This is a genomic window from Zavarzinella formosa DSM 19928 (assembly GCF_000255705.1).
Taxonomy (GTDB): domain Bacteria; phylum Planctomycetota; class Planctomycetia; order Gemmatales; family Gemmataceae; genus Zavarzinella; species Zavarzinella formosa.
Map to the genome: position 1 here is coordinate 325,227 of NZ_JH636440.1, position 14,799 is coordinate 340,025.

Below are 14,799 nucleotides of genomic sequence, written 5' to 3' on the forward strand. Positions count from 1 at the left end.
CTCGCCCAAGGCCTCGGCGAGACTCAGCCGCACCAGATCGCTCGGGTCCGTCGCCAGCCGGGCCAGCCGATGCAGGGCCATCGTCGCCCGCAACCGGCCAAGGGCGGCGACGGCCACCGACCGGACATGCTCGTTCGGATCGTTGAGATGGTACATCAAATCTGGAATGGCGGCCGGGCCGATGGCCGCGAGAACGACGGGAAGTTGATCCCGCTGTTCCCGCGTGAGGGTTTCGCCGACCCGGAGGGAAAAGAGCAGCGGCCCAAGGGCGCCCGCCCCGAATTGAGGCAAGGCGCTGCGAGCACGCTCGTGAATCGGTTCGTGCGGACTCCAGAAGTCGGCGATGGTTTCGGAAAGAAGTTTCCCCTTCCGCACCGAGGCGAAAATCTGCTGAAGCAGGACCAGCGTGAAGAACGACTTGAACACGGCCATGAGGGCGGACGCCACGCCCGCCACCGGCCGGGCCACCGTGATGCGGGCCAAATGTTGCGTGTCGGCCAGGTTCAGCAAATCGACCACGCTCAACAGATGGACCAGAGCCGAGGTCACAAAATCGACGAAGGTCGCGTCAGTGTCCGGCGGCGCATACCAAGCCGGGCCAAACAAATGGAAAAGGGCGAAATTAAACAGGGCGAACCCGCCGATCATCCCCCCCGCCGCCGATGCGAGCAGTGGAACGCCGACGAGGTGGCCATGTTGGATGAGTTCGGTCGCCAACCGCTGCCCCTTCATCGGGGCGTGGAGCGTCTTGTATCCGCGAGCCACTTCATACCGTTCGACATCAATGAACATATACGCCAGACAGGCGGCCAACCCCATTGCCAGCGGGCCGAGCGAGCAGACGACCGCCAGCGGCGGCAGAGACCCGGCGACAAGAATGCCGATCACGAGAAGGCCAAACTGAATGCCAAGGAAAACCGGCCAGGTGGCCCAGGCAAGGCATCGCTCCCACACCCGGAACCCGGCCCGGATGCCGCCGCGAATCACGGCCCCGGCCACGCTCACGCCAAAGTCGATGGTGCCGAGCCAGTAGAGCGCGCCGGCCAGCAAAATGATGACGGCAAAGGTTAGCAGGATAATGGTGGAGGACCGGACCCCGCCGGTGTCAATCATCCACCCCGCCGGATCGGCGGCGAGAAGCCCAAACAATGGCGAGTCCATCTGACCCCTTGGCAGGCAATGCCTGAACGATCACGGCTTTCCCGACGCTGAAAATGTATGGTTTCCCGCACAGCCGGGCATATCCACACCGCGAGGGTCTTCACGGCTCATGGATAGGAGGACATGAGTTGCGGCGACAAACGGGAATGGGAAATCAGAAATCCATCGGCCAAGATATTCTCACAGCAATTCAGCCACCTTGTCCCGCTCGTCAAGAAGATACATGGGCCGGCCGGTCGGGCTGGGGAGGGTTTGGGCGGTGTCGATGCCCATCGCGTGGTAGAGGGTGCTGAGGACATTGGGGACTTTGTAACGCCGGGAGGTGGCCCGTTCGCCTTTGGCGTCCGTGGTTCCGATGGCCTGCCCCATCTTCAGCCCGCCGCCGGCCACCAAGGCCGACATGACCGGCCCCCAATGGTCCCGGCCGGCGGTCTTGTTGATGACCGGAGACCGGCCAAACTCTCCCCACACCACCACCACCACATCCTTGGCCATGCCCCGGTCGTGCAAATCCCCGACCAAGGACGACACGGCGCTGTCGAGCGGCGGCAACTGGCGGCGCAGGTGCCGGAAGTTGTTTTCGTGAGTGTCCCAATTGTTGAAGCCGATGGTCACGCATCCGGCCCCGGCTTCCACGAGCCGACGGGCCGCCAGGGCCTGCGCCCCGTAATTCACCTCCCACTGGCGGCCGGGGAAGTCGTAATAAAAATTTCGGCCGTAGCGGTCGCGGACCGCCTGGCTTTCCTTGTCCAAGTCGAGGGCGTTCCTCAAGACATCGGAAGTGATGATCTCGAAGGCCCGGCTGGTGATGGCGTCCATCCCGCTGGTGTCCGCATCCCGGCGCATGTTGTCGAAGGCGGTCAACATTGTCCGGCGATCCGCGATGCGGTCCAGACTGACTCCCTCGGGCGGTCGCAAGGCGACCCGGTTTTGAACGCTTTTGGGAAATTCATTCGTGATCGCGGTCCCCGGCCCGTCGGGGGTGAAGGCCCGATGGGCTGAGCCGAGATAGCCGGGTTCGTTGCCAAAATCGAACGCAGGATTTCCCGCCCACAGTTTGGGCCGCAGGCTGACGAAGGGGGGAACTCCATTTCGGCCGGGGCCGTTCAATTTGGACACCACCGCCCCGAACGACGGATAACCCACCGCGCGGGCCTTGGTCTCGTTGTAACCGGTCGAGATTTCCGCGTCGTCATGGCCAGATGTGGACGAGATGGAACGGATGACGGCCAGTTTGTCCCACATGCGGGCCAGTTTCGGCATCAGTTCGCAGATTTGCACACCGGGCACGTTCGTCGGAATCGGCTTGAACTCGCCGCGAATTTCGGCGGGCGCGTCCGGCTTCATGTCCCACATGTCCAGATGCGGCGGCCCGCCCCCGAGAACGATATGGATGGCGGCCTTGCGCGGTTTGGATGCCGCCGGACTTTCGCCTCGAAGGAGATCAGTCAGATTGAACGCCCCGCCAAACGCTCCGATTTTGAGAAATTCCCGCCGCCCGATGCCATCGCAAAATCGCCGGGAACGACCCGAGATCGTCAACATGAGTTGACCTCCATGACGGGCGAAACGGCGTCACCATTCAAGTCGAATCCCAGACTAAACGCCCTGTTCTCGCATTGCAAGCAAGAACGCGCGGCAATCGATTTTCAAGAAGAGAATTCGGTCAGAGTTGGGCACGGCACGATCAGAGAAGGGATTTTTTCAATGACATGCAATCGATTCCGGTTTTTGGTGAGACAACCGGATCGCAGACCCTGTCATTGGGTGGAAAATGAATCGCGCAAACCCCTTCAAATAGAAGGGTTGGAAGGAACTAGCTGCGACTGGACTTGAACCAGTGACACCTCGCTTATGAAGCGAGTGCTCTAACCACTGAGCTACGCAGCCTTGAATCGAAAAATATACATCCCGGCCAATCAAGCGACAAGTCCCCGCCGGGTTTGGTTCAGACTTCGCCGTACAATCATTTTCATGTGGCGATTCCTCCTCATTTTCGCACTGCTCCTTTTGCCCCCCCTCCCCTCGACTCGGGGAGACGAGGCCCGGCGGCGGGATGGCACGACCGTCGCCGGAAATCTTGCCTTCGACGGGGACTCGTTTCGGTTTGGCGACGAACCCGTCGGGCGGCTCGAATATGTTCGCCGGGGCAAACCGGCGCCGCCGGTTCGGGATTGTGGCTGGATGCTTCACCTCGTCGGCGGGGACTCGTTTCCCGTTCATCCAATGGAACTCACCGAGAAGGAATTGCGGGTGCAGACGCCGTGGGCGGACGAGCTTCGGCTTCCCCGGTCGGCCGTTGAACAGATCGGCCAGTGGCCCGGCCGGCAGGTGGTCGCGGTCTCCGGGGAGACAACATCGCTGAAGGCCGGCCTGCCTGATGTGTCGAAGGGTTGGTTGGTGTTGCGGGCGCCGTTCGTGAAAACGGCCGCCCGGCGTTTGACGCTGGAACTCGGTTTCGTGCGAGAGGGGAAGCCGACTCCGGTGAACGTTGATTTGTCGGCCCCGGAGGTTCGCATCGGCGTCTCGGCTCCGGAACCTGCCGGCATCGCCGGGAAACTTAACCGGGATGACCAGTCGCACCGGTTGGGCGTCGCGTTTGACACGGACATGCTGCACATCACCGTCGATGGCTATGTGTTGTGGTCGCGCGAACACGGGCCGGGGATATTGAGGGAGGCGAGATTGATCTCCTCTGGCGAAGGGAATGAAACCGTCCGCGTCGAACAGATGGTGATCTGGCGGCACGAGCCGCCGGTGAAGACGCCCCCCTCCGTGCGTCCTTCACGGGATCGACTGGTCACCACGGAAAACACCGAGATTTACGGGGTGTTCCCCCGGTTTGATTCCGCCGGGCCGGTGATTGATGTGCGGGAAAAAGTCGTGTCACCACCGTGGGCGATGGTGCGGGAACAAACCTTCGGCGATCTCGGCGGCGATGAAAAATCAACCACCGGCGAACATGCGGAACTCACATTGCAGACGACGGACCAACCGGCGGCCCGGATCACCGGCCGGGTGAAGGGATGGAACGACAGGCAGGTGAAGCTCGAACATTCCCGGCTGGGATTGCTGACGATTCCCATGCCGCTGGTGACGGAAATCCGGCCAATCTTCCACGGCCGGCGATTGGTCGTGGCGGCCGGTTCGCATCATCTCGGCGTTCGGGAAGTCGCCGGGTTTCGGCCATTGAAACCGGAAGGGCTGGCGGTGCGCCAAGTCGTGGAACTCGAAGACTCGCTGGTCGACACCGACCTCGTCTTCGCGGCCCGGACAACCCACAGCCCGACAGCACTGACCATCACCCTCAACGGGGAAAAACTCGGATCCATCCGCATCCACGGCGACGACCCGACCACCTACCGATTCCGACTGCCCATGACCGGCCGGCGCGGCCGCAACGAACTGGAAATCCGCCTCGACACCGAACCCCGGCCGGGCGAAGTGGAACTGCGCGGACTGCGGTTGGAGATTCCGCTGGCCCGATCGGGCGAAGCGGCGAAAAATCCGTGACAAGTAACCGGATGAAAATCTGGCGCTCGCAGAATCGTCCAGTCAGGTTTGCCGTCCTGGAAAAAAAGAGGGCAACCAGTTGGTTGCCCTCTTCCACACGACCTTCTTTCAATCCTTACTCCCAATGCTCTTCCTTAATGCGTTTGGCGTGGCCGTTGTGGCCGTGACCCGCCATTTCCGGAAGAGAATCGGAGATTTTGGTGACGGCTCCCTCAACCATCTTCGGGATGTTGTCATTGACGCTCTTCTTCACCGATTCGGACAGCGTACTAATAGCCGTTTCGGCCACCTTCCGCACTTCCTGGCTGACCCGGCTGAAGAGTTCATCCAAGAGCCCCGGCGCCCGCGATCCCGGCGGCAGCATGGTCGGCGTGGAGGCGATTGGCTGGGGAGCGGGCAACGGCTGATAAGACGGTGCGGGGATGTGGTGCGTCGCCGATGCAGTCCCCGATTTTCGGAACAACATCAACCCCGCGAACAGCCCGGCGGCAGCCGCCCCGCCGACCATCAGCCACGGGTTGTCCCGCACATGTTTGGTCACGTCCACAACATCCTTCACGTTGTCCGTGGCGGTATTCATGACGGACTGGACATCGGCCGTCACCGTGTCCACGGTTCCCTTGACGCTGTCCACCGTCTCCGTGACGGCCGACCGCAGGGAGTTCACAGTGTCGTTGACGGCGGCCGTCGTGCTTTGGAGCGTGCCCACGACTTGTTCCTCCAAGGCGGCCACCTTTTCCGTCAGCGATTGCCGGGTAGAGGCCATTTCAAGTTCGATTAGTTCGGGTGATTTGTCAGACACGCGATGTTCTCCTGAAGGGCTTGATAGGTTTTTTCCGGCAGCGGGTTGAAGTTCTTCAACCGACGATAGCCAAGGAAGGAAGAGAGGCCGCCAACCAGAAACATGGTCCCGCCAACAATGCCCCAGCAGGCCCACTCCGGCAGGCTCGGGACCAGCCAGCCCAGCAACGGCACGAGACCGAGCAGAAGGAAAAAGCTGCCAAGGGCCGTCAGGAAGGCTCCCGCCATGATGAATTTGGCCGCCGAAACCGACCTGATGACGTCTTGTTTGATCTCGGCCCGAAGCATCGTCATTTGTTGTTTGAAGAGCGTCGAGACATCATCCAAAATGCCGGACATCAGCTTGGTGATGTTGACCCGCTCCCCCGCCGCGGGCTCCGGTTCCGGGGCGAAACCTGTGCCCCCAAACCGGCTTCCGTCCGGCGTATGCGACCCGTTATGATCCATTGGGATGCTCCCGTTGTTTGCGTTGAGTGAATCAATCAAAGCAAAGGGGATGCCAACGGATGAATCGCTGGAATTTGAGGGAATTTGCAGAAGAACCGTGAAGAACCATGCCGAACGGCATGTGGCAGGCTGCTCAAAAGACCAAAAGAGAAGAGTTTCACGCAAAGATCGCAAAGAAGCAACGTTCGCCAAGAGTCGTTGAAATAATGATTGGTCATCGCTTGGTGATGACTTCCATTCGCTCAACAAGCCTTGGCGCACTTTGCTTCTTCGCGATCTTTGCGTGAAACTCTTCTCTTTCCGAGCTTAATTTCCTTGAGCCGGGCGGCCGTAGATCAGGGCCGTGTAGGGGCCGATGGTCACAGTGCCGCTGGCGGGGAGGCTATCGTATTCGTCGGGTGTGGCCGTCACGTTGCCGCTTTGGGTGTTGTGGAAATGCTCGCTGTAGACTTTCCGGTCGGAGTTCAGCAAGAGAGTCCACTCACCCGCCTCGGGGAAGCCGATCTTGTAATCAGCGCGGGCCTCGTGGCTGAAGTTGGCGACAACCACCACATCATCGCCGGGGCCCCCCTTGTCCCAACGCCGGAACACGATCATGTTCCGTGAATCATTGACATGGGACACATGAACATTGTGGTTGCACAGGCCGCGTGTGTGCCCAGCGTTGTTGAGCCGCAGGCCGATCAAATCACGGTAAAGCCGGACGATTCCCTTGAACTCTTCTTGCTTGTGCCAGTCCACCGGAACGGTGTCCCGGAACCAGCCTCCTTCAAGGAACTCCTGCCCTTGGAAGATCATCGGGATGCCGGGAGAGGTGAACACCAACGCGGCCGCGAGGCAGGATCGCTTTTGGGCGAACCAGTTATGAACGTCGTCCCCCGCGATCTCGGTGGGGACGCGGGCGTGGCCGTTGGCCACCTCGTCATGGCTTTCGGAATAGATCACCCGTTGGAAGGCATCGCCGCTGTATTTGAACTGGATGGCGTCAGCGAGGGAGGCCATCGACCGGTGCTGGTCCTCCGGTGTGATGACGGCTTCCCGCACCGGATGCACGAAACGGGCATCCCACTGGGAGGCGAATCCGGCCCCGCCAACGCCAGGTTCCTTCGTGAGCCATTCGCTGTTTTGCAGATCCTCGGCAATGGTGATTGCGTTCGGAAAATTATTGCGAATTTCCCCGTTGATCCATTGCAGCAGGCTCCAGCCATCGGGAAGATTCGGCTCGCCATCGGCCCGAACCGAGCGGATATAGAGCGTCATGTCCATCCGCAGACCGTCCACATGGTAGTCTTCGAGCCACATCAGGGCGTTGTCGCGGATGAACTGCCGGACTTCCTTGCGGCCGTAGTCCGGCCGGGTTTCCCCCCACGGGGTTTCCTTCTTCCAGTCTTGGTAGAAGTAAATCCCGCCGCCGTCGTTTTCGCTCCAACCATCGAAACGCCAGAGATCGAGGTCGCTCGGGCCAAAATGGTTGTACACCACATCGAGAATCACGGCGAAGCCATTGCGATGGGCTTCCTTGACGAACTGCTTGAACGCCCGCGGCCCGCCGTAAGCGCTTTCCACGGCGAAGATATGAGCGGGGTTGTACCCCCACGAACGATCCCCGGCGAACTCGGCGATTGGCATGACTTGAATTGTGTTCACGCCCAACTTCTTCAAATGATCGAACTTGCGGACGATCGAGTCGAGGCGGGCGGGCTTGTCGATGTCCGGGTATTCGTCGTTGAACGTGCCGACGTGCAATTCGTAGATCACCATCTCATTCCAATTCGGGGACTTGAAATCGTCGTCCTCCCAATCGAAATTCGGATCGTGAACCACCCCGTTGCCGATGGAATTGGTCACTTCACGGGCATAAGGATCAATGCGGGAAAGCTCGCCGTTCGGCGTCGTGAGCAAATAACGATACTCGGCGCCGGGTTTGACCTTGGCGATGTCCGCGTACCAATACCCCTCTTCTTCTTTCTTCATGGGATGCGTCTTCGGGTTCCACTCGTTGAACGAGCCGATGACGGAAACGGCCTCGGCATGGGGAGCCCACACGCGAAACGCAACGCCGGTCTTATGCGGGATGGCGCCCATTCCGGCACGAGTTTTGGTCTTCATAGCGAGCATGATATCTCTCCGATGGATCACATCAGGGTTGGAGGGTTGGTGGAAAAACAAAGTCAGACGGCCAGCGGAACAGACGTTCCCACCGGCGGCCGGAAGGCTTGGGTCGATTTGGAGCCGTGCATCTTCGCGAAAATCTGCGTGAACTCGGCTCCGAACAGCAGGATTTGCGTGGAGAAATAAATCCACATCAGCAACACGACAAACGATCCGGCCGCCCCGAACGGGGAGCCAACGGCCGCCATGCCCATGTACAGGCTGATGAGATATTTGCCGAGGTTGAACAATAGGGCGGTGACGGCCGCGCCGATCCACACATCGCCCCAGTCGAGCTTGGTTTTCGGGAGCAGTTTGAAGATCATGGCGAACATCGCCGTCGTGAGCAGGAAAGAAACGACCATGTTCAACAGGCCCATCCAGACGGTGCCGTAAGGGATCAACCGGTTGATCCCGCCGGCCAGGCCCGTGAGGAAGGCACTGAACACCAGCGACACCAGCAGCAAGAAAGCCATCGTGCAAATCATCGTGAACGAGAGCAGGCGGTTTTTCAGTTCGGTGAGAATGCCCAAGCCCGTCGTCTCGACCTTCACGCCCCAAACGGTGTTGATGGCATCCTGAAGCTGGATGAACACTCCGGTCGCCCCGACGATCAGACTGCCAACGCCGAGAATCGTTGACCAAATACTGCCGCTTTTGGAGCGACTGGCGGCCATCATGTCTTCGATGGTTTTGGCGTTGTCCGCGCCCACGAGATCATTGAGTTGCCCGGAGATCTGCCCTTGGGCGGCTTGTTCCCCGAAGACGAGACCCGCAATTCCCAACACCACGAGCAGCATGGGAGCCAGCGACAGAGCCGTGTAAAACGCGAGAGCCGCCCCGAGGCGGGGACAGTTGTCCTCGGAGAATTCCTTCACCGTGTCTTTGATGAGTTGATAAGATTTGGCGACAATCGGTTTCATGACTCAGCGAGCGGTATTAAGGTATCCGATCTGCTTAACGCAATCGGCGTGCCGATTTGGAAATTGCGATGTTCAAACGCAACATCCCCGCTATAAACGCAACAAGCCGACCCGGATGGGTCGGCTTGGCGGCTGGCTCTTGGGAAGTCAGCAAACTACACAATTTCGCGGGTATTGCGGCTCCCAAACAACAGAGTGGCCACAAAGAGAACCAGAAACACGAAAAAGAGAATCTTGGCGGCCACATAGGCGGTCCCGGCCACTTCAGTGAAGCCAAACAGACCGGCCAACAGGGCCACGACAAGGAAAACAAGGGAGTAACGGAGCATTGCTTTTCTCGCTCAAGACCCCGGTGGACGCAGGGTCGGGTTTCGGATTTTTCAGATCTATGTCAACCGGCCGCGAGAGTATCGGGGCCGGGCTAAACGAGAGTCAGGTTATTTCATCCGACGGCATTCACCAGAATGAATCCGGCCCGCCGGTTTGGGTCATTTATCGAGGAGTCATTTTTCGATTCCTCGTTTCATGACGGATTAATTAAGCACGAAGCGTGCCAATGAGGCAAACAACGGTTTTTGAGCCAAAAAGGCTTCAGAAGCGGCCATTTGATGTGTTGGCCGACGGGAAGATGAGAAGCGGTTTGCTCATCAGGATGATTTCAGTTCTTGTTCTCACTGTCTTCTCGGCGAACTTGATTTTTGTGGCTGTTCAAGAGCCGGATTTGAGCGACCGCTTCCAAAGAGGCGAGATGTCTTCACGAAAAAAAGCGAGCTGATTCCCGCGAAGGAATCAACTCGCTTGAACGATTTGAATGAGCCGGACACTCGCTCAGAATCTCGTGCAGCCCCCCCACAATAGCGCGATGATAATCACCGGCAGGGGCAGGCCGAGCAACCAGGCGGCCGCCGCATAACTGACGCGGCCGGCCCGGACGAGGGTATCTTGAATTCGCATGGGAATATTCCTTGTTGATTAATGAAACTTAACTAGCGGAGATGATTGCCGACAGTTTTTCCAAAGCAGTCACATGTTCCTTGCAGCGGGGCAGCAGGGTGATCTTGATGAGCATCCGGCATTCCTCTGCAATGGCCATGTTTTCCAAGGCCGACTGGTAGTCGTTGACACCATGTTCCTCTCCCTGCCGCAGGGCGGCCAGGGCGGTTTCCGGCCCGAGGATCTTGGCGGCCCCGGTCACGGCGTGGGCAAACGTTCCCCAAGCGCCGGAGCCTTCGGACGGTTTCCCGCCGAAAGAGGCGATCTGGGATCGGAGAGTCGTGGCCGAGTTCCGGTGTTGGTCCCGGATCTTGATGAGTTCCAACGACGCCACCTGCCCCTTGAATTTCTCAAGAGCCTGATCGTAAGTCTCGATGGCCGAAAGCTCGCCGCGAAGCAGGGAGTTCATGGCCTCGGTGTCGCAAATCTTGGCGGTGCGATTGGTTTCCACAACGTTTTCCATGTTCTTCTCCGATTGTTGTGTTTGTCTGGATGAGAAGAAGTGCATGTGGCGTGCCGAAAATAATTTCCGACGGACTGTTCCCGGATTCCGAGCCGGATTCGGAAACTACCAGCCAGAAACCGCATTCTTTTGATTTTGAATGGAAAATCCCTGCTCCTGCGAGGGAAGCCGGTCGCGCCCCTGGAACAATCGGGGAATGCGACGGCAAGCATGCAACACTCCCGCGAGACCTTTGAAAACACCACGCCCGAGGTGTTGTGCCCAACGAAGACGCCGGGCCGGGCCATGATACTCCGGGCCGACGAACACGCGTAAAGCCCGGTGTTTCGCCCGGAACACGAACCGCTTCCCCGTAATTTGGTCGCCGTCCATGCTGAAGGGAACCGGGTTCAGGCAGCTCACCTCCAGCCGGCGGCACCTGCGCAGAAACACGTTTTCATCCGTCAGGTAATCCCCGGCCATCAATCGGGCCAAAATCACCGAAACGTCCAAGGCTTCTGCGTTCCGGACGATCACCACGTCCATCAGGCCGTCTTCGAGGTCGGCGCCCGGAGCGGCCATCACTCCCCCGGCGGCCGTCCGGCCGTTGGCGATCACGATGTTCAAGGCCATGATGGTTTCCATCGGCCCCTCATCGAAACGCAAGGCGAGCCGGTAACTTCGGCGTTCCACCATCGGCCCGGCCACGCCGAGCAGATAGGCCAGCGGCCCAAAGGTTCCCTTGCGATCCCCGGAGGTTTCCTCCGCGACCCGTCCGCTGAATCCCCCGGTGGCCGCGTTGACAAGAAACCCTTTGAAATCACCATCGACCTCAATCAAATCGATATCCCGCTTCCGGGCATTCTGAAGCAACGGCACCGCCGCGAGGGGATCGAGCGGCATCCCGAGCGAACGGCATAAATCGTTCCCCGTGCCGAGCGGCAACACTCCGAATGTCACCGGCAACCCCTGCAACCAGTTCACCGCCCGGTGGACGCTGCCATCACCGCCCGCGACGATCACACGGGTGAATCGTTCCGTAACAATCCAATCACGAAGGCTTTGCGCATTCGTAGACTCATCGGCTATGTGAAAGATGATGCCGGGGTCTTCCCGAAGAAGTTCCCGAACAGCTTCTCCCAAATGGGCCGAGCCGGATTTATCGTTGAACAGTACGCATGTTCTCGTCATGATCGAACTACCGAGGGTGGTTTCGGGGTGACCTGGTGCACATCCGATGCCCAAACCCGAAAGAAAAGGATGAGGGATGAAGGATGAGGGATGAAAAGAAAACCTGATACCCGTCACGATGGCATCTACCGATAAGCGGCCGGTTTTCCTTTCATCCCTCATCCTTCATCCCTCATCCTTGGTTTTTGATTGTCCGCTGCCCTTTGGTGAATCGGATTACAATAATGCCGGGGTCAATTACGCCCGGACCCCGTTGAGGTTTGAAGGAGTTCTCCCATGACGTTCTCGCGATTTGCCTGGCTGGCCTTCCCGGTTGCGTTGTTTTCCGGGGCGGTTCAGGCTCAAGATTCGTTGGATCTGGCTTTTCGGGAGGCAGCCCCAAAGATTCTCGCCAAACTCAAGGCCGACGGGGACACCAGCGCCGGGGTGCTCAAGTTCATGGTGAAAGTCGGCGACAAACCCGCTTCCGACATGGTCGGCGAGCTGAACATGAGCCTCGCGGACCGGTTGGAGGCCGCTTTGATCCTCGCTTCTGACTCGGAAAAATTTGGCTTCGTTCGCCGCGCGAGTCTGACGGTCGTCGGCAACCAAGACCCTCGGGCCTCTCACCTGACCGTTTCCGGCCGGATGGCTTTTTTCGATGAAAAATATCCGCACGCATGGAAGGCCGAAAAGATTGTCCCCTCGTCGTTCGTCACCGGTCTGGCCTTGCTCGACCCCAAAACACGGAAGATGAAACTGGAGTTTCAGGTGTTCCGCAAGGATGGCGAAATCCATCCGTTGCTGGAACCCCTCGATGTGGCTCTTTCCCGCCGCACGATGGTGGAAGCCGGTTTCAGCTATGCGCTGACCGCCGAGAATTCGCCGAAGTTATTTGGCGAGATCCGCGAACGCGGCACGAAGGCCAAGGGGGCCGTGAAACTGAAAGAGGAAGAAGAAATCGTGGTGCGGGCCGACGAGATTGCCAATCAGGGGGAAAGGCCGAAACCCGGTTCGCTGTCCGCCGAACCGACCGCCGAAACGGCCCTGAATCTCAGCCCGGTCAAGTGGCGTATCCTTTATGATGACAAGCCTCAAACCATCGTCGCCGGGAGCGTGCCCGAACCGACCGCCTCCCAGACGGTGAAATTCGAGATTGAAAACACCGACCCGAAGACGACCCATGCCGTGGTGTTGAAGGTCAACGGCATCAACACTCTCTTTTCGCAGGAAATCGATTCGGACCAGTGTTCCAAATGGGTTCTTGCCCCGAACACGAAGGTGACCATCGCCGGGTTTCAACGAGAAGGTTCGCTGGCCGATCCGTTCAAGGTGCTGCCGCCGGAAGAATCGAAGGCCGAGTTTGTCCGCTATGGGCCGCTGGCCGGAACCTTCCGGATGACCGTGTTCACCGGCGAGGAAGCGGCGGCTGACCCCTATGCGGCCGACAAACTGGAATATCGCAAGCAGCCGGAATACCTGACCAGTGTGGCGATTGCCCGAGGAGTGTCCAATGGCGTGACGCGACAAAATCCCGGCTCGCTGAAACGCCTCCAGGCGAATTTGCTGGACGTCTTCGAGGAATCCGGCAAACTGGACCCCACCGGCGCCCGTGGCTTGGTGGTCAAAGGAACCGATCCGACCGCCAGCCCGGTCAACGCGGTGTTCTTCAAGCCGACTCCGACCGTGCCGACAGCCGACATCACGGTGCGGTATTATCAGCCGAAGTAAGGGCAACCCATCCATGACTCCCGTGCGTCTCGCCCTGCTGGCGATGTTTCTCCCGGCGATCACCCAGGCGGCCGATGATTTTCGGGCCGCCGACCGCATCATCCGCGTCCGGGGCATCTTGCAAAAGCATTGCGCGGCCTGTCATGGAGAGAACCCCGGCGAAGGGCGGTTGTCGGTTGTCGATCATCCCAGCCTGTTGAAAATGCGACCCGTCCCCACGGTTCAACCCCGCGAGGTGGCCGTCTCTCAGTTAGTCACGCTCATCGAAGAAGGCTCAATGCCACCGGGGAACCGGCCGAAACTCTCGGCCGAGGAGACCGGTGTCATCCGGGAGTGGATTACCGACGGGGCCGGGGCTTATCCCGCGAGCTTTCGGGATGAATTCGCTTGGAACGTGATCGCGGACGACGCCAAACGACTTTCCCCGGCCGAGATTCCGGTCACCCGCTATCTGACGATGCACCATCTGGTCGGCGACAACGGAACCGGGGACTTTGCCGCCACACGGACGGAACTATTGAGGCAGGTTCGCCGGCTCATCCGGTCCAACGAGAAAAGTCTGCAACCCGTCGATCCCACGGGTGCTGTGTTTCGCCTGAATCTCCGGGACGCCGGTTGGAGCCAGCAACCATTCGTGGAACTCGACTCCAAACTAATGAAAACGAACACATCAGTAAACGCCGATGTGTTCGATGCTTTCCTGCTGGACTATCCCCTCGGCCGGTTCCCGGCCGGCACGCCCGCCGGGGATTCGCTGGCTGGTTCCTACCTCTCCAAAGCCAAGATGGCGAGGCCGGTTCCTTTTGTTTATGCGGATTGGTTTGCATACTTGCTGACCGGCACGCCGCTAGGCAAGGAAGTGGCGACATTGCTGAAACCCACCGAGATCACCCTCCCGGCAGGCTTGACGGACAAACGACTCCCTGTCCCGGCTGATCGTGTCGGAACCGGCACGGACATTCCCGCCGTGGATGCTTGGACCGTGACCGATCCGTCTGGCAAACCATCAGCCATCGGAGGATTGGAGTTTTATTTGATGAACTCCAAAACAGGCCAAAAGACCACAGATTTCAAACCGGGCGATCAGGTAAAGATTCATCTGAAAGCCGATGTGTCGATTTATTTTGAAGTGGTTTGGGAAGACCACAACGGGGATTTGAACACATGGTCGGACAAAGTGTCTTCTCTGTTGGGGGGCAAAGTTTTTGAGGGGAATTTCCCCGAGAAAGACGGGGAGTTGTCCGACGAGGAAGGAATTGAACGCCTGACGTTGTTTGTCTCGACCCGCGAATTCAGCAAAGGACAGGCATGGCGAAGCCGGAATGCCGAGCCAAAGGGAGTTGACCGGTTCGTGCATCCGTTTTTCTTGTTCGATGTCAAAGACGGGAAATATTCCTTCCAGCAATCGTCCGTCGGCATCGAGCGCCGGACGATCCAAATCAAGATCAAGAAGTGAAAACACGGGGG

Annotated in this window: 14 protein-coding genes and 1 tRNA gene; 4 read left to right on the forward strand and 11 right to left on the reverse strand. The window is 59.1% G+C overall.

Annotated features, from left to right (window positions below; genetic code table 11):
• The 3 genes from BGIM_RS0112155 to BGIM_RS0112165 form a co-directional block, all read right to left on the reverse strand.
• On the reverse strand, nucleotides 1-1,161 hold a 1,161-nt coding region (locus BGIM_RS0112155; RefSeq protein WP_020470048.1), incomplete at its 3' end, for a HEAT repeat domain-containing protein.
• Between the two features lie 180 nt (nucleotides 1,162-1,341).
• A complete protein-coding gene (locus tag BGIM_RS0112160; protein ID WP_020470049.1) occupies nucleotides 1,342-2,706 on the reverse strand; it encodes a DUF1501 domain-containing protein in 1,365 nt (454 codons plus the stop codon).
• A gap of 272 nt (nucleotides 2,707-2,978) precedes the next feature.
• Nucleotides 2,979-3,051 (reverse strand) — tRNA-Met (locus BGIM_RS0112165).
• Between the two features lie 84 nt (nucleotides 3,052-3,135).
• On the opposite strand from BGIM_RS0112165, the gene BGIM_RS0112170 reads away from it, so the two are divergent.
• Complete coding sequence (locus BGIM_RS0112170; RefSeq protein ID WP_029629974.1) at nucleotides 3,136-4,674, forward strand: hypothetical protein; 1,539 nt, start codon at nucleotides 3,136-3,138, stop codon at nucleotides 4,672-4,674.
• Between the two features lie 115 nt (nucleotides 4,675-4,789).
• Here BGIM_RS0112170 and BGIM_RS0112175 read toward each other — a convergent pair whose 3' ends face one another.
• Both BGIM_RS0112175 and BGIM_RS0112180 read right to left on the reverse strand, forming a co-directional pair.
• Nucleotides 4,790-5,476 carry a DUF883 family protein gene (locus tag BGIM_RS0112175; RefSeq protein ID WP_020470050.1) on the reverse strand — a complete coding sequence of 229 codons (687 nt, stop codon included), beginning with the start codon at nucleotides 5,474-5,476 and terminating at the stop codon, nucleotides 4,790-4,792.
• Nucleotides 5,452-5,922, reverse strand: a complete 471-nt coding sequence (locus BGIM_RS0112180) for a phage holin family protein (RefSeq protein ID WP_029629976.1) — start codon at nucleotides 5,920-5,922, stop codon at nucleotides 5,452-5,454. Before BGIM_RS0112180 ends, BGIM_RS0112175 begins: the two co-directional genes overlap by 25 nt.
• 107 nt (nucleotides 5,923-6,029) lie before the next feature.
• On the opposite strand from BGIM_RS0112180, the gene BGIM_RS0112185 reads away from it, so the two are divergent.
• Nucleotides 6,030-6,209, forward strand: coding sequence for a hypothetical protein (locus BGIM_RS0112185; RefSeq protein ID WP_029629977.1), 180 nt, complete (start codon nucleotides 6,030-6,032; stop codon nucleotides 6,207-6,209).
• Nucleotides 6,210-6,228: 19 nt separating this feature from the next.
• Here BGIM_RS0112185 and BGIM_RS0112190 read toward each other — a convergent pair whose 3' ends face one another.
• The 6 genes from BGIM_RS0112190 to BGIM_RS0112220 form a co-directional block, all read right to left on the reverse strand.
• Nucleotides 6,229-8,040, reverse strand: coding sequence for an alpha-amylase family glycosyl hydrolase (locus BGIM_RS0112190; protein ID WP_020470052.1), 1,812 nt, complete (start codon nucleotides 8,038-8,040; stop codon nucleotides 6,229-6,231).
• Nucleotides 8,041-8,093: 53 nt separating this feature from the next.
• Nucleotides 8,094-8,996, reverse strand: a complete 903-nt coding sequence (locus BGIM_RS0112195; RefSeq protein ID WP_020470053.1) for a YihY/virulence factor BrkB family protein — start codon at nucleotides 8,994-8,996, stop codon at nucleotides 8,094-8,096.
• Between the two features lie 155 nt (nucleotides 8,997-9,151).
• Nucleotides 9,152-9,325, reverse strand: coding sequence for a DUF1328 domain-containing protein (locus BGIM_RS60295; protein ID WP_020470054.1), 174 nt, complete (start codon nucleotides 9,323-9,325; stop codon nucleotides 9,152-9,154).
• Between the two features lie 499 nt (nucleotides 9,326-9,824).
• Nucleotides 9,825-9,950 (reverse strand): hypothetical protein, encoded by a 126-nt coding sequence (locus BGIM_RS67815; RefSeq protein WP_020470056.1) that lies wholly within the window; start codon nucleotides 9,948-9,950, stop codon nucleotides 9,825-9,827.
• A gap of 28 nt (nucleotides 9,951-9,978) precedes the next feature.
• Nucleotides 9,979-10,452: a DUF2383 domain-containing protein gene (locus BGIM_RS0112215; RefSeq protein ID WP_020470057.1), complete on the reverse strand. Its 474-nt coding sequence runs from the start codon at nucleotides 10,450-10,452 to the stop codon at nucleotides 9,979-9,981.
• 105 nt (nucleotides 10,453-10,557) lie between these two features.
• The gene (locus BGIM_RS0112220) at nucleotides 10,558-11,622 is read right to left on the reverse strand and encodes a diacylglycerol/lipid kinase family protein (RefSeq protein WP_020470058.1); all 1,065 of its coding nucleotides are present in this window, start codon (nucleotides 11,620-11,622) and stop codon (nucleotides 10,558-10,560) included.
• Nucleotides 11,623-11,898: 276 nt separating this feature from the next.
• Between BGIM_RS0112220 and BGIM_RS0112225 the strand changes: the two genes are divergently transcribed.
• Both BGIM_RS0112225 and BGIM_RS0112230 read left to right on the forward strand, forming a co-directional pair.
• Nucleotides 11,899-13,332 carry a hypothetical protein gene (locus BGIM_RS0112225; protein ID WP_020470059.1) on the forward strand — a complete coding sequence of 478 codons (1,434 nt, stop codon included), beginning with the start codon at nucleotides 11,899-11,901 and terminating at the stop codon, nucleotides 13,330-13,332.
• 13 nt (nucleotides 13,333-13,345) lie between these two features.
• Nucleotides 13,346-14,788: a hypothetical protein gene (locus tag BGIM_RS0112230; RefSeq protein WP_020470060.1), complete on the forward strand. Its 1,443-nt coding sequence runs from the start codon at nucleotides 13,346-13,348 to the stop codon at nucleotides 14,786-14,788.
• The last annotated feature ends 11 nt before the right edge of the window (nucleotides 14,789-14,799 follow it).

Bases quoted from the DNA above. Each gene is read 5' to 3' on its own strand.
- BGIM_RS0112225 (WP_020470059.1), top strand. From the start codon at position 11,899: ATGACGTTCTCGCGATTTGCCTGGCTGGCCTTCCCGGTTGCGTTGTTT.
- BGIM_RS0112185 (WP_029629977.1), top strand. From the start codon at position 6,030: ATGCCGAACGGCATGTGGCAGGCTGCTCAAAAGACCAAAAGAGAAGAG.
- BGIM_RS0112220 (WP_020470058.1), bottom strand. From the start codon at position 11,622: ATGACGAGAACATGCGTACTGTTCAACGATAAATCCGGCTCGGCCCAT.
- BGIM_RS0112160 (WP_020470049.1), bottom strand. From the start codon at position 2,706: ATGTTGACGATCTCGGGTCGTTCCCGGCGATTTTGCGATGGCATCGGG.
- BGIM_RS0112170 (WP_029629974.1), top strand. From the start codon at position 3,136: ATGTGGCGATTCCTCCTCATTTTCGCACTGCTCCTTTTGCCCCCCCTC.
- BGIM_RS0112195 (WP_020470053.1), bottom strand. From the start codon at position 8,996: ATGAAACCGATTGTCGCCAAATCTTATCAACTCATCAAAGACACGGTG.
- BGIM_RS67815 (WP_020470056.1), bottom strand. From the start codon at position 9,950: ATGCGAATTCAAGATACCCTCGTCCGGGCCGGCCGCGTCAGTTATGCG.
- BGIM_RS0112190 (WP_020470052.1), bottom strand. From the start codon at position 8,040: ATGCTCGCTATGAAGACCAAAACTCGTGCCGGAATGGGCGCCATCCCG.
- BGIM_RS0112230 (WP_020470060.1), top strand. From the start codon at position 13,346: ATGACTCCCGTGCGTCTCGCCCTGCTGGCGATGTTTCTCCCGGCGATC.
- BGIM_RS0112180 (WP_029629976.1), bottom strand. From the start codon at position 5,922: ATGGATCATAACGGGTCGCATACGCCGGACGGAAGCCGGTTTGGGGGC.
- BGIM_RS60295 (WP_020470054.1), bottom strand. From the start codon at position 9,325: ATGCTCCGTTACTCCCTTGTTTTCCTTGTCGTGGCCCTGTTGGCCGGT.
- BGIM_RS0112215 (WP_020470057.1), bottom strand. From the start codon at position 10,452: ATGGAAAACGTTGTGGAAACCAATCGCACCGCCAAGATTTGCGACACC.